This window comes from Celeribacter indicus, from assembly GCF_000819565.1.
In the GTDB taxonomy this organism is placed as follows: Bacteria; Pseudomonadota; Alphaproteobacteria; order Rhodobacterales; family Rhodobacteraceae; genus Celeribacter; species Celeribacter indicus.
Genome location: NZ_CP004393.1, coordinates 4,444,756 through 4,462,412 on the forward strand (window position 1 = coordinate 4,444,756; position 17,657 = coordinate 4,462,412).

General features: G+C 65.9%; 19 protein-coding genes. 7 read left to right on the plus strand and 12 right to left on the minus strand.

The genetic code is table 11. The annotated features are described in order from the left end of the window. Position 1: 1 nt before the first annotated feature. The 7 genes from P73_RS21695 to P73_RS21725 all read right to left on the minus strand — a co-directional run bounded on the left by P73_RS21695 (position 2) and on the right by P73_RS21725 (position 6,681). Positions 2–775 carry an L-iditol 2-dehydrogenase gene (locus P73_RS21695; RefSeq protein ID WP_043871194.1) on the minus strand — a complete coding sequence of 258 codons (774 nt, stop codon included), beginning with the start codon at positions 773–775 and terminating at the stop codon, positions 2–4. Beyond that, positions 772–1,776 (minus strand): ABC transporter ATP-binding protein, encoded by a 1,005-nt coding sequence (locus P73_RS21700; protein WP_043871195.1) that lies wholly within the window; start codon positions 1,774–1,776, stop codon positions 772–774. The genes P73_RS21695 and P73_RS21700 overlap by 4 nt, the downstream gene beginning before the upstream one ends. Positions 1,777–1,789: 13 nt before the next feature. Continuing rightward, positions 1,790–2,620, minus strand: a complete 831-nt coding sequence (locus tag P73_RS21705; RefSeq protein WP_043871196.1) for a carbohydrate ABC transporter permease — start codon at positions 2,618–2,620, stop codon at positions 1,790–1,792. 10 nt (positions 2,621–2,630) lie between these two features. Further along, positions 2,631–3,503 carry a carbohydrate ABC transporter permease gene (locus P73_RS21710; RefSeq protein WP_043871197.1) on the minus strand — a complete coding sequence of 291 codons (873 nt, stop codon included), beginning with the start codon at positions 3,501–3,503 and terminating at the stop codon, positions 2,631–2,633. 97 nt (positions 3,504–3,600) lie between these two features. Next, a complete protein-coding gene (locus P73_RS21715) occupies positions 3,601–4,917 on the minus strand; it encodes an ABC transporter substrate-binding protein (protein ID WP_043872081.1) in 1,317 nt (438 codons plus the stop codon). Between the two features lie 119 nt (positions 4,918–5,036). After that, positions 5,037–6,008 carry a sugar-binding transcriptional regulator gene (locus P73_RS21720; protein WP_043871198.1) on the minus strand — a complete coding sequence of 324 codons (972 nt, stop codon included), beginning with the start codon at positions 6,006–6,008 and terminating at the stop codon, positions 5,037–5,039. Continuing rightward, positions 5,995–6,681: an HAD family hydrolase gene (locus P73_RS21725; protein ID WP_139267085.1), complete on the minus strand. Its 687-nt coding sequence runs from the start codon at positions 6,679–6,681 to the stop codon at positions 5,995–5,997. The genes P73_RS21720 and P73_RS21725 overlap by 14 nt, the downstream gene beginning before the upstream one ends. Before the next feature lie 320 nt (positions 6,682–7,001). Between P73_RS21725 and hemP the strand changes: the two genes are divergently transcribed. After that, complete coding sequence (gene hemP / locus P73_RS21730; RefSeq protein WP_074743131.1) at positions 7,002–7,163, plus strand: hemin uptake protein HemP; 162 nt, start codon at positions 7,002–7,004, stop codon at positions 7,161–7,163. 236 nt (positions 7,164–7,399) lie between these two features. Here hemP and P73_RS21735 read toward each other — a convergent pair whose 3' ends face one another. From P73_RS21735 to P73_RS21750, 4 genes are all read right to left on the minus strand, one after another. After that, on the minus strand, positions 7,400–7,831 hold the full coding sequence (locus tag P73_RS21735; RefSeq protein WP_043871201.1) for a hypothetical protein: 432 nt from the start codon (positions 7,829–7,831) through the stop codon (positions 7,400–7,402). Between the two features lie 141 nt (positions 7,832–7,972). Next, positions 7,973–8,833 (minus strand): glycosyltransferase, encoded by an 861-nt coding sequence (locus P73_RS21740; protein WP_052453502.1) that lies wholly within the window; start codon positions 8,831–8,833, stop codon positions 7,973–7,975. Between the two features lie 103 nt (positions 8,834–8,936). Continuing rightward, positions 8,937–9,947 carry a UDP-N-acetylmuramate dehydrogenase gene (gene murB / locus P73_RS21745; protein WP_074743123.1) on the minus strand — a complete coding sequence of 337 codons (1,011 nt, stop codon included), beginning with the start codon at positions 9,945–9,947 and terminating at the stop codon, positions 8,937–8,939. Further along, a complete protein-coding gene (locus P73_RS21750; protein WP_082033329.1) occupies positions 9,944–10,546 on the minus strand; it encodes a helix-turn-helix transcriptional regulator in 603 nt (200 codons plus the stop codon). Before P73_RS21750 ends, murB begins: the two co-directional genes overlap by 4 nt. A 154-nt stretch (positions 10,547–10,700) precedes the next feature. Between P73_RS21750 and P73_RS21755 the strand changes: the two genes are divergently transcribed. The 4 genes from P73_RS21755 to P73_RS21770 all read left to right on the plus strand — a co-directional run bounded on the left by P73_RS21755 (position 10,701) and on the right by P73_RS21770 (position 12,801). Next, a complete protein-coding gene (locus P73_RS21755; protein WP_043871202.1) occupies positions 10,701–11,303 on the plus strand; it encodes a superoxide dismutase in 603 nt (200 codons plus the stop codon). Positions 11,304–11,387: 84 nt separating this feature from the next. Next, positions 11,388–11,723, plus strand: coding sequence for a ferredoxin FdxA (gene fdxA / locus P73_RS21760; RefSeq protein WP_043871203.1), 336 nt, complete (start codon positions 11,388–11,390; stop codon positions 11,721–11,723). Continuing rightward, on the plus strand, positions 11,723–12,271 hold the full coding sequence (locus tag P73_RS21765; RefSeq protein ID WP_052453503.1) for a flavin reductase family protein: 549 nt from the start codon (positions 11,723–11,725) through the stop codon (positions 12,269–12,271). Before fdxA ends, P73_RS21765 begins: the two co-directional genes overlap by 1 nt. A gap of 167 nt (positions 12,272–12,438) precedes the next feature. Next, positions 12,439–12,801 (plus strand): DoxX family protein, encoded by a 363-nt coding sequence (locus P73_RS21770; RefSeq protein ID WP_043871204.1) that lies wholly within the window; start codon positions 12,439–12,441, stop codon positions 12,799–12,801. An 80-nt stretch (positions 12,802–12,881) separates the two neighbouring features. Here the strand turns inward: P73_RS21770 and P73_RS21775 are convergent, their stop codons facing one another. Then, positions 12,882–13,607, minus strand: coding sequence for a L,D-transpeptidase (locus P73_RS21775; RefSeq protein WP_052453504.1), 726 nt, complete (start codon positions 13,605–13,607; stop codon positions 12,882–12,884). A 743-nt stretch (positions 13,608–14,350) separates the two neighbouring features. On the opposite strand from P73_RS21775, the gene P73_RS21780 reads away from it, so the two are divergent. Then, positions 14,351–16,471 (plus strand): GumC family protein, encoded by a 2,121-nt coding sequence (locus tag P73_RS21780; RefSeq protein WP_043871205.1) that lies wholly within the window; start codon positions 14,351–14,353, stop codon positions 16,469–16,471. Positions 16,472–16,604: 133 nt separating this feature from the next. Continuing rightward, positions 16,605–17,654, plus strand: a complete 1,050-nt coding sequence (locus P73_RS21785; protein ID WP_043871206.1) for an ornithine cyclodeaminase — start codon at positions 16,605–16,607, stop codon at positions 17,652–17,654. Positions 17,655–17,657 lie beyond the last annotated feature (3 nt).

Below are 17,657 nucleotides of genomic sequence, written 5' to 3' on the forward strand. Positions count from 1 at the left end.
GTCAGCTCATCCACTGGCCGCCGTCGACATTGTAGGTCTGGGCGACGATGTAATCGGCTTCGGGCGTGGCGAGGAAGACGGCCATGCCGGTCAGGTCGGAGGCGCGCCCCATGCGGCCGAAGGGCACGGCCTCGCCCACTTCCTTTTTCTTCTGCCCCAAGGGCTTGTTTTCGTATTTCGCGAAGAAGGCGTCGACGCCGTCCCAGTGCTCGCCCTCCACCACGCCAGGCGCGATGGCGTTCACGTTGATGCCATGCCCGATGAGGTTCAGCCCCGCCGACTGGGTGAGGCTGATGACCGCGGCCTTGGTGGCGCAATAGACGGCGACCAGCGGCTCGCCGCGCCGCCCGGCCTGGGAGGCCATGTTGATGATCTTCCCGCCCTTGCCGCGCGCGATCATGTGGCGGGCGACGGCCTGCATCGTGAACAGCGTGCCGGAGACGTTGATCGCGAAGGCGCGGTCGTAATCGGCGCGCGTGATCTCGGTAAGCGGCGCGGCGGTGAAGACGGCGGCGTTGTTGATCAGGATGTCGATTCCGCCAAGCGCGGCGACGGTTTCGGAGACGGCGCGGTCGATGCTCTGCTGCGAGGTCACGTCGATCTCGACAGCCATGGCCGCATCGCCGATCTCCTGGGCGGTCGTCTCCGCCCGGAGGATGTCGATATCGGCGATGGCCACGCGCGCGCCTTCGGCCACGTAAGCCTCAGCAAAGGCGCGCCCGATCCCGCGGGCGCTGCCGGTGATGAGGGCGGTCTTGCCAGTGAGCCGGGTCATGCGATGCGCAGCCCCTCGGCGTCGAAGCGATGAAGATTCGCCTCGTTCGGGGTCAGGTAGACCTCGTCGCCGTATTTGAGGGAGACCTCGCCGGAGGCGCGCACGGTGAAGGGCTCGTCGAACCCCTCCACATTGACGTGGAAGAAGGTGTCCGATCCCAGGTGTTCGGACACGCCGATCACGCCCTTCCACGTCCCGGACTCGGTCGAGATCGCGATATGTTCCGGGCGGATGCCGATGGTGGCCGCGTCGTGTTTCGCGGCTTCCGTGCCGGACAGCAGGTTCATCTTCGGCGAGCCGATGAAGCCCGCGACGAAGAGGTTCCGCGGGCGGTTGTAGAGTTCGAGCGGCGAACCGACCTGTTCGATATTGCCGGCGCGCAGCACGACGATCTTGTCGGCCATGGTCATCGCCTCGACCTGGTCGTGGGTCACGTAGACCATCGTGGTCTTGAGCCGTTTGTGCAGTTCGGAGATCTCGAGCCGCATGCCCACGCGCAGCGCCGCGTCGAGGTTCGACAGCGGTTCGTCGAAGAGGAAGGCCGCCGGTTCGCGCACGATCGCCCGGCCGATGGCGACGCGCTGGCGCTGGCCGCCGGAGAGCTGGCCGGGGCGTCGGTCGAGATAGTCGGTGAGGTTGAGCGCCTTGGCGGCGGCCTCGATCCGTTTCTCCTGTTCCTCCTTCGGCACGCCCGCCATCTTCATCGGGAAGGCGATGTTCTTGCGCACCGACATGTGCGGATAGAGCGCATAGGACTGGAACACCATGGCGAGCCGCCGCTTGGCCGGCGGCAGGTCGGTGGCGTCCTGGCGGTCGATGCGGATCTGGCCGGAGGTGACGTCCTCGAGCCCCGCGATGAGGCGCAGGAGGGTGGACTTGCCGCAGCCGGAGGGGCCGACGAAGACGACGAATTCGCCGTCCTCGATGGTCAGGTCCAAGGGCGGGATGACTTCGATATCGCCGAAGGCCTTGCGGACTTTGTCGAGCGTGATGCGTCCCATGTCGCAGGTCTCCTTATTTCACCGCGCCGAAGGTGAGGCCGCGGACGAGTTGTTTCTGGCTGAACCAGCCCATGATGAGGATCGGCGCGATGGCCATGGTGGAGGCCGCCGAAAGCTTGGCGTAGAACAGACCTTCGGGGCTCGAATAACTCGCGATGAAGGCGGTGAGCGGCGCGGCCCGCGCGGCGGTGAGATTGAGGGTCCAGAAGGCCTCGTTCCAGGCGAGGATGATGTTGAGGAGTACGGTCGAGGCCATGCCGGGGATCGCCATCGGCGTGAGCACATAGATGATCTCCTCGCGCAGCGAGGCGCCGTCCATCCGCGCGGCTTCGAGGATCTCGCCGGGGATCTCCTTGAAATAGGTGTAGAGCATCCAGACGATGATCGGCAGGTTGATGAGCGTGAGCACGATCACGAGGCCGATGCGGGTGTCGAGAATGCCGAGGTCGCGGAAGATGAGGTAGATCGGCACCAGCACGCCGACGGGCGGCAGCATCTTGGTCGAGAGCATCCACATCAGCACGTCCTTGGTGCGCTTGGCGGGCACGAAGGCCATCGACCAGGCGGCCGGGATGGCGATGATGAGGCCGAGCAGGGTGGAGCCGACGGAGATGATCACCGAGTTGGAGAAGTGCCGGAAGTAGTTCGAGCGGTTCTGGACGGTGACGTAATTGTCGAGCGTCCAGTGGAAGTTGAACCAGACCGGCGGGCTGGCGATGGCGGCGGCTTCCGTCTTGAACGAGGTGAGGATCGTCCAGAGGATCGGAAAGAAGATCGCGAGCCCCACCAGCCATGCGAAGACGGTGGTGAGGAGCTTGCGGCGGGTCGAAACGGCACGGGCCATGGTCGCCTCCTTACGCGTCGAGATTCTTGCCGATCATCCGCATCAGGAAGATCGCGACGATATTGGCGAGGATGATGGCGACGACGCCACCGGCGGAGCCACCGCCCACATCGAATTGCAGCAGCGACTGCACGTAGATGAGATAGGTGAGGTTGGTGGAGGCCACGCCCGGTCCGCCGTTGGTGGTCACGAGGATCTCGGCGAAGACCGACAGAAGGAAGATCGTCTGGATCAGGATCACCACGGTGATCGCGCGGGCCAGGTGCGGCAGCATGATGTAGAAGAACCGCTTGATCCAGGGCGCGCCGTCCATCTCGGCCGCCTCGAGCTGTTCCTGGTCGAGCGATTGCAGCGCCGTCAGCAGGATGAGCGTCGCGAAGGGCAGCCATTGCCAGCTGACAATTCCGATGATCGAGGCGAGCGGCGCGGCGGAGAGGAAGTCGAAGGGTTGCATGCCCAGCGCCTTGGCCGCGTGGGCGAAGAGGCCGTTCACGGGATTCATGAACATGTTCTTCCAGACCAGTGCCGACACGGTGGGCATGACGAAGAACGGGGCGATCACGAGGATGCGGACGATGCCCTGGCCGAAGAACGGTTGGTCGAGCATGAGCGCGAGGAGGACACCGCCGACGACGGTCACCAGAAGCACGCCGCCCACGAGCAGGAGCGTGTTCTTGAGCGCCGCGAAGAAGGCCGGGTCGGTGAGGAAGAAGCGGTAGTTCGCCAGACCCGTGAACTCCTCCATCCCCGGCATCAGGAGGTTATAGCGCAGGAAGGAGAAATAAAGCGTCATGCCGAGCGGGATGATCATCCACCCGAGAAGCAGAATCACGGCAGGAGAGATCATCAGCCGTGCCGCGGCGCGGGAATGTTTGGTGGCCATGGGCATATCCTCCAACGGGTGTCGGATCGCTGGGTGTGCGAAAGGGAAAGGGGGCGGCCCGGAGGACTGGACACCGGACCGCCCCTCGGGAGGAGACTTACTGGATGTAGCCTGCCCGCGTCATCTCACGCTCGGTGAGCTGCTGTGCACTCTGGAGCGCCTGCTCGGCGGAGACCTGACCGGCGAGCGCGGCGGAGAACTGCTGTCCCACGGCGGTGCCGATGCCCTGGAATTCGGGGATGCCGACCCATTGCGACCCGATATAGGGCACCTCGTCCACGGTGGGATTGAGGATGTCCACGCCGTTGATCGCGTTGAGCGTCATCTCAGCGAAGGGTGCCGCGTCGAGATAGTCCTGGTTCTCGTAGAGCGAGGTGCGGGTTCCCGGAGGCGCGGCGCGCCAGCCTTCGCGCTCGGCGACGAGCTGGGTGTATTCCTTGGAGGTCGCCCAGGCGACGAAGGCCTTCGCGGACTCTTCCTTCTGCGTGCCGGCGGGGATCGCGAGGTTCCAGGACCACAGCCAGTGGCCGGTGCCTTCCATGCCTTCCTTGTTCGGGAACTGGGCGAAGCCGACGCTGTCGGCGACGGTCGATTCCTCGGGGTCGGTCACGAAGGACGCCGCGACCGTCGCGTCGATCCACATGCCGCATTTGCCCTGCTGGAACAGCGCGAGGTTCTCGTTGAACCCGTTGCCGGAGCCGCCCGGCGGGCCGTAGTTGTTCATCAGGTCGAGATAGTCGGTGAGCGTTTCCGACCAAGCCTCGCTGTCGAACTGCGGGTGCCAGTCCATGTCGAACCAGCGCGCCCCCATGGAATTCGCCATGGAGGAGATGAAGGCCATGTTCTCGCCCCAGCCTGCCTTGCCGCGCAGGCAGATGCCGTAGATCTCGTTGTCGCGGTCGGTCATGGCCGCGGCGGCTTCCTCGATCTGGCCCCAGTTCGGTGCATCGGGGATCGTTACCCCGGCGGCTTCGGCGAGGTCGGTGCGGTACATCACCATGGCGGATTCGCCGTAGAAGGGCGCGGCGTAGAGGGTTCCGTCCTGCCGCAGGCCGTCGGCGATGGCGGGCATGAGGTCCTCCTCGTCATAGCCTTCCGGCATGTCTGTCAGCGGCACGAGCCAGCTCTGTTTCGCCCAGATCGGCACTTCGTAATTGCCGATCGTCATCACGTCGAACTGCCCGCCCTTGGTGGCGACGTCCTGCGTCACGCGCTGGCGCAGCACGTTTTCCTCGAGCGTGACCCACTCGACGTCGATATCGGGATGTTCGGCTTTGAATTCGTCCATCAGACCCTGCATGCGGATCATGTCGCCGTTGTTGACGGTGGCGACGGTGATGGTCTCTGCCATGGATGCGGTGGCAAGTGCGCCGAAGGCACACGCCCCCATCAGGGCGCGGAAAGTCGTTGTCATAATGTCCTCCCATATGAGAATGAGCATTTGCTCATGTCGCGGGCCGATGCTCGGATAAATCCATGCCTTTTGTCAAGACGTTTTAGTCCGGTCGGAAGGAAAGTCATGGAAAGGGGGCTCTAATCCTCGATGAGGGCCCTTGCCGTCGCCTCGTCGGTGAAGAGGCCGCGGATCAGACCGCCTTCGAGCGCGGCGCGCAGGGCGGGGCGTTTCACCGGCCCGGCGGCGATGCAGAAGACCGGCATGTCGCCCTCGGGCACGCGCACGCCGACCATGCGGTGATTGACCGGATGGTCGAGATAGCGCCCGGACGCATCGAAGATATGGCCGCAGATCTCCCCCACCCCGCCCGCGGCACGCAGGTCCACAAGCTCCTCGGCGCTGAGGAAGCCGTCCACGTAGAGCGGCGCGTCATCTCCCATCTGGCCGATCCCGACGATCGCCACATCGGCGGATTTGGCGAGTTCCCGCGAGGCATGGACATGCGGCAGGCTGCGGTAGAGGTCGAGTTCGGTCTGGTCGCGCGCGGCGACGGGCACGGACATGGGATAGTGACGCGCGCGGGTCTTTTCGGCAAAGCGCATGATCACCTCGTAGAAGGACGCCGAACCGTCGGGGGCGACATTGCCGATGAGCGAGACGAGCCGGTGGTGGGCGCCGTCCACGACGCGGAGATGGTCGACCACCGTCTTCAGGGTGCGCCCGGTGCCAAGGGCGAAGGTCTTCGGCTGTTCCGCCTCGAAGATCCGTTCGAGCACCGGCGCGACGAAGGGCGCGAGCCCGGTGAGCGGGTCGGCCCCCGCGGCGAGGCCCGGAGAGATCCAGGCGGCGTCGAGGGCGAAGCGGGATTTCAGCGCGCGTTCGAGTTCGAGGCATTCGGCGATCGGGTGGTCGATGCGCACCCGGATCATCCCCTCGGCCGAGGCGCGGGCGACGAGCCGCTGGACGCGCTGGCGCGAGATCCCCAGTTCGGTGGCGATCTGGTCCTGGGTCATGCCCCCGACAAAGGACATCCAGGCTGCCCGCGCCGCGAGGTCGCGCGGCGAGACGTCCAGCTCCTCGATGTTCCCGGCCGCCTTAGCCTTGCTCATGGTGCGCGTCCCCTTTCAGAAGCTGGGGCGCAAGATGGAAGAAATCGGCATAAGTTGCAAATACGCGATGCGGCTCCGGCCCCTCCTCGAGCGACAGGTCGAGGCCGGCCAGGTGGCTGCCGCCGGTGAAGCGCCAGACATTCATGCCCGCGGCCAGCCCGGCCTCGACGCCGGCGCGCGAATCCTCGATCACGAGACAGCGCGCGGGGGCGACGCCGTATTTCTCCGCCACACGCAGGAAGAGATCGGGCGCCGGCTTGCCGTTGGCGACTTCGGAGGCGGTGGTGCAGCGCCCGGCGAAGAGATCGGCCATTCCGACGATGGCGAGCGACTCGCCGAGGCGCTCCGGGCTCGAGCTCGTGGCGAGCGCATAGGGCACCCCCAGCCCGGCGATCACCGCGCGCACGCCCGCCACCTCCACGAGATCGCTTCGGAAGGCGGAGATCAGCCGCGCGCGATACGCCGCCTCGAATCCCTCGGGAAGATGGATGCCGAATTCGTCGCGGATCTGCCTCAGCACGGTCGGATAGCTGCGTCCGAGGAAGTGGCGCGCGACATAGGCGGTGTCGATGCGCACGTCATGGAGCGCAAGCTCCGCGATGAGCATCCGCGCCGAGATCACCTCGCTGTCGATCAGCACCCCGTCGCAGTCGAAAATCACCAGATCCATCATGCGTCCCTCCCTGCGCGGCGCAGCCTATCCGCGGCCGCGGCACGAGACAATGCTCAAGGGCGATGTGCGGGAGGCCAGGCGGCAGCACGTCGCCCGGTGCGGACCGCAAAAGGAATAGTTGACAGAAAAACTAGGATTACATACCAAGGAGACAGATCGGAAAAAATTCCGACGCTCGCTCACGCTCCAACGGCAAGCAACGGCCCCGCACGCCCAGCCAGTCTTGGTTCCCATCATTCATGACGCCAGCCCGTCCCGCAGTTCCGCAAGGCGGCCCGCATATGACAGACGAAACCGAAAAGACCCAAAAAGGCGATCCGATGAACGCACATGTGACCCAGCTTTCCGCTCCCGCCGGCACCCTCCCGCCGCTCAATGCCCGCACCCTCATCACCGACGGCGCAACGCGCCAGATCGACCTCGACGGGCAGATCTATACCCTGCGCATCACGCGGGCAGGCAAGCTCATCCTGACGAAATGAGCGGAACCCTGCCCGGACATCCCCTGAGCCGGACGGCGGGGGCCGTCGGCGGCGCCCTGCGCTTCATCCTCTCAATCGCGCGCGCCGCCTGATCCCCGCCCGGAGCAACCGGGCGGGCGCGCGGGCGCCCACCGGCCGATGTGCGTCGGGCCTCTCCGGCGCGGTTGTCATGCGAAGTCGAGACAGACCTCCGGTCCATGGGGGCCGGCGGGTGGCTGTGCCGGGCGAAACAGGCGTCAAAGGACGCCGTGCTGTTTCAGCAGCGCCGTTTCGTCGCCGGACACCCAGCCAAAGACCTTTGCATCGCCGTCCAGAATCTGAACGAGATAATGGACATCGAAATCTATCGCCGTCTCGGGCAGATCGTCCCGGACATAGGTTGCGGTCCAGGAAACGTGGGCGACGCAATGAAGGTCGTCTATCGGAGACAGGCGGAGGCCACGGATCCGAATGGACTGCGTGCCGATGTCCCTGTAGGTCCGGTAGACCTGGACCATCGCCTGAAGGAACGTCTCATCATTCTTCCCGGCCATGACACCGGCCGGGGAAGCTTCTATGAATTCAGAAGCATAGAGCTTCCCAGGCTCTTCCTTGTCGAAATCGCCTGCCAGAGAACGTTCGAAAAAGCTCTCGTATCTTTCGAACAGTTTCCGAACCGTCTCGTCCATTGGCGCGCTCCTCAACGGCAAACTGTCCCAGAAAAATGGCAGGTGTGGACCCCGGAGGCAACCACCGCGGGATCTCCCGGCTCGTTGCGTCCTCCGCAAGCGGCCGTCCCGTGGCGCGCGATGCGCCGGCTTAGTGATGGGTCATCGGGCTGGTGTGATGCCCGGCGCGGTGCTATGACCCCGACGGCGCGGTCCCTTCACGATGCCATGCTCGGTCCAGGTCCGGCCTGTCCTGCGCGTGTCCTCGATGATGCCGCGGTTGAAGGCGCGGACCTCCGGCTTGTCATAGGCGCGCCCGTGGTCAAGGTGATAGACCGGCGCGGTGTAGCGCACATGCCGCCCCCGCACCCCGGCATTGCCGAGCCGGTCGCCCAGTTCCTTGTCGAGCCCGCCATAGGCCATCCGCTCGTCGAAGCCGTTCACCGCGAGGAGATTGTCGCGGAAGGTCGAGGCGCAGCCACCCTGCCAGTTGCGCTTCACCGGCGACAGGCGGTCGAGCGCCCGGTTCAGACGCGGGGCGGGCGGTGTGGATTTCAGCCGTTCCGAGCCGCTCTGCGGCGTCCAGCCCGACAGACGGCCCTCCGCGCTCCATGCCACCCTGCCGGCGGAGAGCATCGCCTGTGTCAGCGCCGGATCGAGCCGGATCAGGCTGCCCGTCAGGAAGCGGTCGCGCCGCGCGAGGTCGAGATGGCGGGAGACGAAGCCGGGATGCAGCAGGCAATCGTCGTCGATGAAGAAGAGATAGTCGGCCTGGGACTCCGCAATGGCGGTGTTGAGCGCCTTGCATTTGCGAAAGCCGTCATCCTCATGCCAGCTGTGGCGGATCGACACCGGTCCCGCCCGGTCCTGTGCCGCAGCGATCACCGCGGCGGTCTCCTCCCCCGACCCGTCGTCGGCCACGCAAATCGTGTCGGGCGGGACCGTCTGCGCCAGGCATGTCTCAAGGCAGAGCGCGAGATAGGCAGGCTTGTTGTAGGTGGCGATGATGATTTCGGTTCGCATAGAGATCCCGTGTGTCGGGGAGGGTTTTCCCCTGATAGCCGTTGCGCACGGGCTTGGCAAAGCCTGCGCGCCGCCGCGGCGCGTGCGATGCGGAAGCGATGGCCTAGCGCAGCGTCACGGGTTCCTGCACCAGCGTCACGCCGAAGCGCGTCTCGACGGTGCGGACGGCCCGCGCGGCAAGCGCCGTGACGTCCTCGAAGGTGGCTCCGCCGTGGTTGACGAGGACGAGGGCGTGTTGGTCGGAAAACCCCGCCCCGCCATGGCGCGCGCCCTTGAGGCCTGCGGCCTCGAGCAGCCATCCGGCGGAGAGCTTGATCCCGCCTTCTACCGGATGCGACGGCATCTCCGGCAGGCGGGCGACAGCCTCGGCGGGGAGGATCGGATTGTGGAAGAAGGAGCCGGCGTTGCCGGTCCGCCGCCAGTCCGGCAGCTTCGCACTCCGCAGGGCGAGCACTGCCTCCATCACCCGGCGCGGCGTCACCGGACCGTCGAGCGCGTCGAGCCCGGCATAGCCCAGCACCGGGCGCCAGGGCTGCGGCAGGGCGAGGGTGACGTCGCAGACCATATAGCGGCCCGGCGCCTCCTTGAACCGGCTGTGGCGATAGGCGAAGCGGCAGGCGGCGCGGTCGAAGCGCAGGCGCCGTCCCGTCCCGACCTCCAGCGCGGTCAGGTGGTCGAACACATCGGCCAGCTCGATGCCATAGGCGCCGATATTCTGGATCGGCGCGGCGCCGACCGTTCCGGGAATGCCCGCGAGGTTCTCGAGCCCGCCGATGCCCTGTGCGACGGTCCAGGCAACAAGATCCGCCCAGCTTTCCCCGGCCCGTGCCGTTACCCGGACGAGGTCCGGTGTGGAACGGTCGAGGGAGCGGCCACGCAACCGCACGAGGCCCACCACCGCCTCGATCTCCGGCGCAAGGACGCAATTGCTCCCGCCGCCGAGGAGGTGGAAGGGCAGGCCGCGCCGGGAGGCGAAATCATGCGCCGCGGCAACATCCTGCGGCTCGGTGAGAAAACCGCCATGGAGCGCCCTCGCGGCGAGGCCCAGCGTGTTGTGCTCCGACAGGTCGAAGGCGCCGGTCAGGGACGACGGGGATGGCGTGGCGAGGCTCACGCGCCGGCTTCCGTGATGCGATAGGCGCAGCGGCGCCCGCCGCTCACGACGTGCTCGATGCGCTCGACGCTGGTCTCCGCGCCGAGCACCGCCTCGAACACCGCCTTCTCGGCACGGCAAAATCCCTGGCAGAAGGTGGCGGCGGCACAGATCGGGCAATGATTCTCGATCAGCAGGAAGGTGCCGTCCTCGGCCTCCTCCGCCACGGCCATGTAGCCTTCGGTATTGCGCAGCTCGGCAAGCTTCGCGACGCGGTCGCGCAGCGTCGGACGCTGCGCCATCTCCGCCGCATAGAGCGCCTGGGTCGCACCTTCACGCGCCGCGACGATCCGGTCGAGCGCCTCGGGACCCAGCACTTCGGAAATGCTGCGCAGGATGTCGACGGTCAGCGCGGCATGGGTGTCGGGGAAACGTCCCTGTCCCTTGTCCGTCAGGTGCCAATAGCTCGAAGGCCGGCCGCGCCCCGCGGTGCGCCGTTCCTCGGACACGAGCCCGTCCTCGGCGAGCTTCACGAGGTGCTGCCGCGCGGCCTCCCCGGTGATGCCGAGCCGTTCCCCCGTCTGTGCGGAGGTCAGCGTGCCATGCATCTTCAGCGCCATCAGGACGCGCTCCGAAGGTGCGCGCGGGGACCATGAACTATTTTCCAAGATGTCGCTTGACATATTCGTCCCGATATTTTTCAAAGCTAGTGCTTGATTTATTAACGCAACGAGTCGGAAAATGCAAGCTCCGGCCGCCACAAGGAGATGGAACATGGCTTTCGAACTGCCCGCATTGTCCTATGCACACTCGGCCCTCGACGGGCGCGGCATGAGCCAGGAGACGCTCGAGCTGCACCATGACAAGCATCATCAGGCCTATGTCACGGCGCTGAACGGCTTCGTCGAGGCGCAGGACGATCTCAAGGGCAAGTCCCTCGAGGAGATCATTGCGCTCACCTATGGCGACGCCGACCGCGCGCCGGTCTTCAACAATGCCGGCCAGCACTGGAACCACATCCATTTCTGGAACGCCCTGTCGCCCACCGGAGGGAACATTCCGGGCAAGCTCGAGGCGAAGCTCGTCGAGGACTTCGGCTCCGTCGGTCAGTTCAAGGAGGCGTTCAAGGCCGCCGCCGTGGGCCAGTTCGGCTCCGGCTGGGCCTGGCTGATCCAGACCGACGACGGCAGGCTCGCGGTGACGAAGACGCCGAACGGCGTCAATCCGCTGGCCACCGGCGAAGGCCGCGCCCTGCTCGGTCTCGACGTCTGGGAACACAGCTACTACGTCGATTTCCGCAACCGCCGCCCCGATTACGTGTCGAATTTCCTCGACAGGCTCGCCAATTACGACTTCGCCGAGGCCAACCTCGCCTGACCCCGGCGTCGGCCCTGCCACAGATCGCCTGTTCCCCCCGTTCCCGAGGCGCGTGGCAGGGCACCCATCCCTCCGAGACATCCCATGACCTATGTCGTCACCGAAAACTGCATCGCCTGCAAATTCATGGATTGCGTGGAGGTCTGTCCCGTGGACTGTTTCTACGAGGGCGAGAACACGCTCGTCATCCATCCGGACGAATGTATCGACTGCGGCGTCTGCGAGCCGGAATGCCCGGCGGATGCGATCCGCCCGGATACGGAACCGGACATGGACAAATGGGTTGCGTTCAATCGAAGATACGCAGAAGTCTGGCCGGTGATCCTCGAACGAGGCGAACCGCCCGCAAATGCAGATGAGATGGACGGCGTGCCGAACAAGCTCGAAACGCTGTTCTCCCCCAAGCCAGGGAATTCGTGATGACTCGCACCACCCCCCGAACAACGCCCGCCACGGCGACGCAGACAAAGACCGAGGCCGGCAGCGAGGATCTGCGGCACATGTTCCGGGAAGCCATGGCCTCGCTCGCGGCAACCGCCTGCCTCGTGACGGCACGCGAGGGGGACAGGCGGCTCGGACGGACGGTGACGGCGACGTTTTCGCTGAACGTCAACCCGCCGAGGATCCTCGTGTCCGTCGCCGCGACCTCCGCGCTTGCCGCGATGGTGCAGCGGAAGGGCGCGTTTTCATTTGCCATGCTCGCGGAAGACCAGGCCACGGTTGCCGACGCCTTCGCGGGCAAGACGGCCGCCGAGCGGCGGTTCGAGCATGGCGACTGGGCACAATGGTCCTCGGGTCACCCGCGGCTGCTGGGTGCCGTGGCCTCCATGGACTGCGTCGTGGCGGGCGAGATCGAGTTGGAGGGCCATATCCTCTTCGTGGGCGCGCCGCACCAGATGGCCCTCGACGCGGGCCGCCCGCCCCTCGTCTGGCATCACCGGCGCTACAATTCGGTGCAGCCGCTGTGACCCGCCGGGGCCGATGACCGCCGCCTGAGCCCCGGCCGGAGCCCGAAAACACGCTCCGTTTCTCCGATCCGTCGCCGTCCCCTCCGGCGCGTCCGGCGGCTGCGTGCCCGGTTCGCCGGGCGCGAACGACCGAACCCCATCCCTCCCCTGGAACAGGAACAAAGACCATGAAACGCGACATGTTGCGACAGATCTTCGCCTGGCTACTCTCGGCCTTCTTCGTACTGGGCGGCAGCCTCAACGTCTTTGCGACGCCCGAGCTTGTCGCGGATTACGAACGCTGGGGCTATCCGGGCTGGTTCCACTATGTGACAGGCCTGCTCGAATGGGCGGCGGCGGTGCTGCTCGTCCCCTCCTCCACGCGCCTGCTCGGCAGCGGGTTAGCCGCGGTCATCATGGCGGCAGCGGCGGGCACGGTTCTGGCCCAGGGCGAATATGCCCATGCACTCTCCCCCGCTGTCGTCCTCATGCTGGCCGGGCTGAACGGCTGGCTGACATGGCGGGCGCAGGAAAAGGCCGGACAGCCCTGAGGCGCGGCACCCCTGTCCCATGAAAATGGCCGGGAAATCCCGGCCATTCCTGTTATCCGTTGTGTCCTCGGCTGCCAGCGTCAGAAGGAGGCGTCGGCGAGCGCCACGGTGGTCGCGGGCGGTACGGTGCCCTGGCCGGATTGCGCCTCGGTCAGAACGACCACGCGGGTGCCGGGTTCGACCCGTTCGGCCAGGTCGATCGAATCCTGGTTGAAAAGCCGGATGCAGCCTGCGGAGGTCGCCCGCCCGATGCTCCAGGGATGCGACGTGCCGTGAATGCGGTACATCGTGTCGCGACCGCCGCGGTAGAGGTAGAGCGCACGGGCGCCGAGCGGGTTGTCGAGGCCCCCCTCCATTCCGTCCGCCACAGGACCGTAGAGGTCGGGATCCTCCCGCAGCATGTTCTTCGTCGGTGTCCAGCGCGGCCATTCCCGCTTCACCGGAATGGTTGCCGTGCCGGAAAAGCCGCGCCCCGCCTCGCCGACCGCCACAGTGTAGCGCATCGCGCGATTGCCGCCGAGCACATAGTAGAGATAGCGGGCATAGGGGTCGACGACGATCGTGCCGGGCTCTTCGTCGGTCCAGTAGTCGACCTCCTGCCGGGCCTTTTCGGCGCTGAGATATTTCGGATCGACCGCCGGGATCAGCATATCGCCGTCCTGCATCTCGCCGTACATGGCCTGAATGCGCGGGCTCACCCGCCCCGGCGTCTGGTCCGCCCGGCTGACCTGCGGTCCTGCGGTACAGGCGGCGAGGCTGGCGAGCAGCGCGGCACCGATGAGAAACCTATGGGCGAATCGTATCATTTTGGACGTCTCCGGTCTTATGTCAGTCATGCGTCACAGGTCGGGACGCGCAGGTTCGGGAGGTACGGACATCTCGGGGCGGAGCGCCCTGTCCGAAAGCGGCGATCTTCGAGCCGGACGGACGGCCAGCAGGATTCGCACGGCCGTCGCTATCAAATGCGGGCATGTTTTGCGAGAGAGGGTGCACGAAATCGGGCTCATCGGTCGGAAATGCCGGCGGCCGGGGCGAAAATGGAGGCAGCACTGCCGATCCTTGCGCCGAAAATACGGACGCAGGCGACGATCGGCCGAAATCCTGTTGTCCCATTGCCGTCCCTCCGGGCCCTTCTGCACTTGCGACCGCTCTCCGCGGGATGCGGAACGCGACATACCGTCCGCAGCCGATGCGAAACGGGAAGCCGCCCTGTTGCGGCGGCACCGAGGCCTCAACGCCTTGACAGCGCAGAAGGTTCCGCCCGATTGCACCATATCGCCCGCGCCGGCGCACACCGGCACAGGAGCGGCAACCGGACGGGCAGGATTCCGCCACCGAACGTCGCCGGGGGAAAACCCGTGGCAAAGCAGCTAAGGTCCGGGAAGTCATCGGCAAAAATCCACCGGCGCACGAACCGGGCGGCCTTGTTTCCGCGGACGCAAAAAGACAGGACGCCACGCCAAACCCGCGCGTGAATATGGGTTCACTGAAAATCAAGATGCCGTCTATAGTGAGGTGGGGCGAGCACAGATCGAAGAAAAGGGCCGCAATGAAAGTGACTCAAGATTTCGTCGTGCAAAGCGATGGAAGTGCTGACGATGATCTCATCGACCTTTCCCGGATTTTCGGTGCGCTCTGGCGCCGGAAATTCTGGATCCTCGCCATCACCGCGGGGTTCGGCCTCGTGGCGGGCTATTACGCCTTCGCCGTGGCAGAACCGAAATATCAGGCGACGTCGGTCGTGCTGCTGGAGACACAGGAAAGCACCCTCGTCGATCTCGGGGCGATCCTGCCCAATCTCGGAAGCGACAGCGAGGCGATCAACACCGAAGTCGAGGTGCTCAAGAGCCGCCGCCTGATCGAGCGCGTGGTAGCGGGCGAGAACCTGACCGAGGATCCCGAGTTCAACGGCGCCCTGCGCTCGCCGTCGATGATGCAGCGTGCGCGCGCAGCGGTGACCGGGCTGTTCCGGCCGGCCGTTCCGCCCGTGACGCCGGAGGACGGGGTCGATCCCGACATGGCGCGTGCAGTCAATGCGGTGCTGGGCAGCATGAACGTGCGCAACGTGCCGAACACCTATGTGCTCCAGGTCACGGTCACGACGGGAACGCCGCTGAAATCCATGCGCCTGGCCAACCGGATCGCGGAGGAATACATCCTCTACCAGATGGACGTGAAATTCGATGCGACGAAGGAAGCCTCCGAATGGCTGAGTTCGCGCGTCGCCGATCTCAAGCAGGATCTGGAGACGGCCGAAGCCCGCGTTGCCGAATTCGCCACGAATTCGGAGGTGGTAAGCGAGGAAAGCGTCCAGGGACTCGACCGGCAGGTCAAGGAACTGCGGGACAGGCTGGTGTCGACCCGCGCGACGCTCGTGGAGGCGGACGCCGGGCTTGCCGGGCTCGAGGTGCTGCGCAGCGCCCCGGCGGCGGAGAAGGCGGAGGCCGTCGGGGACACGCGGCTGAGCACCATCCTGCGCGAAGACGGCGCGGGAGAGGCGTTCGACACGCGCTTCGAGCAGATCATCGCGCGTGCGGAACTCCAGGCACGGCGGGCGCGCGAGCAGGTCACGTCCCTCACGTCGACCATCGCCGCGATCGAGGACCAGATCGCAACGCAAAGCGCCGAGATGATCCAGCTCCAGCAGCTGACCCGCGAGGCGGAGGCGAGCCGGCTTCTCTACGAATATTTCCTCGGGCGGCTGAAGGAGACTTCGGCCCAGGAAGGGATCCAACAACCGGATGCCCGGATCCTTTCGAACGCACAGCTTCCCGGCGCGCCGTCGGAGCCGCGCAAGTCGATGATCCTCACGATCGCGCTCTTTCTCGGCCTTCTCGCCGGCAGCGGTGTGGCGCTGCTGTGGGAAGCCCGGCGGAACAACTATCGGCTTGCGCGCGATCTCGAGGCGGAGTCCGGCCTGCCGGTGATGGGCCAGATCCCGCTCCTTCCGGCCGGCAGGACGCGGCGTGACACGCTCACCTACCTGTCGCGGAAGCCCACCTCCGCCGCCGCGGAGGCGGTGCGCAACCTGCGTACCTCGGTCCTGCTATCCGGACCGGACAAGACGCCGCAGGTGATCATGCCGACCTCCTCCGTACCAAGCGAGGGCAAGACGACGATTTCCTTCGCGCTGGCCCAGAGCCTGACGGGGATGGGCAAGAAGGTGCTCCTGCTGGAGGGGGACATCCGCCGCCTCGTTTTCGGCGAGTACCTGAACATCACGACGCGAAAGGGCCTGATCAGCGTGCTGTCGGACGAGATCTCCCTCGAGGAAGCGGTCGTCCACGACCCGCTGACCGGGGCGGATGTGCTCCTGAGCGAGCCGAGCAAGGTCAATGCCGCGGACGTGCTGTCCTCGCCGCGGTTCGCCGAACTGATCGCGGAGGCGCGGGAGCGCTACGATTTCGTGATCATCGACACGCCGCCGGTGCTCGTCGTGCCGGATGCGCGGGTCGTCGCACAACAGGTCGACGCGGTGCTCTTCACCGTGCGCTGGGACAAGACGAGCAAGACGCAGGTGCAGGAGGCGCTGCGGATGTTCGAAACCGTCGGTGTCAGGATCACCGGGCTGCTGCTCAACCAGATCGACCCGAAGGGGATGAGGCGCTACGGCTACGGCGACAGCTACGGCGCCTATGGTGCCTACGGCAAGAAATATTACACCAACTGACCCCGGCGCCGCCGCTTGCGACGGCGGCGCAGTCTGCCATACTCCGGCCAAAGGATCCGGTCCGTCGCACCCCCTCCGCGCGGCAAGTTCATGGCGTGCAATTTCCGCCCGGATCCAACCGACTGGACCCGTGATGACCCGACCCGATCCCTCTCCCCTCGCCTTCGTCCCCTTCGTCTCCGTCGCGAACATGATGCGCCTCGTGAACGCGACGGGAACGGAGAGCTTCATCTCCGAACTGGCCGGATATATCGAGGAGGACTTCAGACGCTGGCCTGACTTCGACAAGACGCCGCGCCTGGCCAGCCATTCGCGCGACGGTGTGATCGAGCTGATGCCGACGGCGGATGCGGAGAATTACGGGTTCAAATACGTCAACGGCCATCCGAAGAACACGCGCGAGGGCTATCAGACGGTCACCGCCTTCGGCGTACTCGCCTCCGTGGCGACGGGCTATCCGATCCTCCTGAGCGAGATGACGGTGCTCACCGCGCTCCGGACGGCGGCGACATCGGCGCTCGTCGGCAGGTATCTCGCGCCGAAGGGGGCGCAGGTGATGGCGATGATCGGCAACGGGGCACAATGCGAATTCCAGGCGCTCGCCTTCCGCGCGCTCTGCGGCATCGACAGGCTGAGGCTCTACGACACCGATCCGGCGGCGACGCAGAAGGCACGGCGCAACCTCGCGGCACGAGGGTTTACGGTGGTGATCTGCAAGAGCGCCCAAGAGGCGGTGGAGGGTGCGGAAATCATCACCACCTGCACCGCGGACAAGCAATATGCGACGATCCTCACGGACAACATGGTCGGCAGCGGCCAGCACATCAACGCGATCGGTGGCGATTGCCCCGGCAAGACCGAATTGCACCCCGACATCCTCCGGCGCGCCGAGATCTTCGTCGAATATCCGGAGCAGACACGGATCGAGGGGGAGATCCAGCAGCTCGCCCCGGATCATCCGGTGACGGAGTTGTGGCGGGTGATCCGGGGCGAGGCGCCGGGGCGCAGCAGCGCGGAGCAGATCACGCTGTTCGACAGCGTCGGCTTCGCGATCGAGGATTTCTCCGCCCTGCGCTATATCCACGCGAAGATTGGGGGAACGGATTTCTGCGAGCCGCTCGACATGCTCGCCGATCCTGACGATCCGCGCGATCTCTTCGGGATGCTCGAACGCGCGCGCTGAACC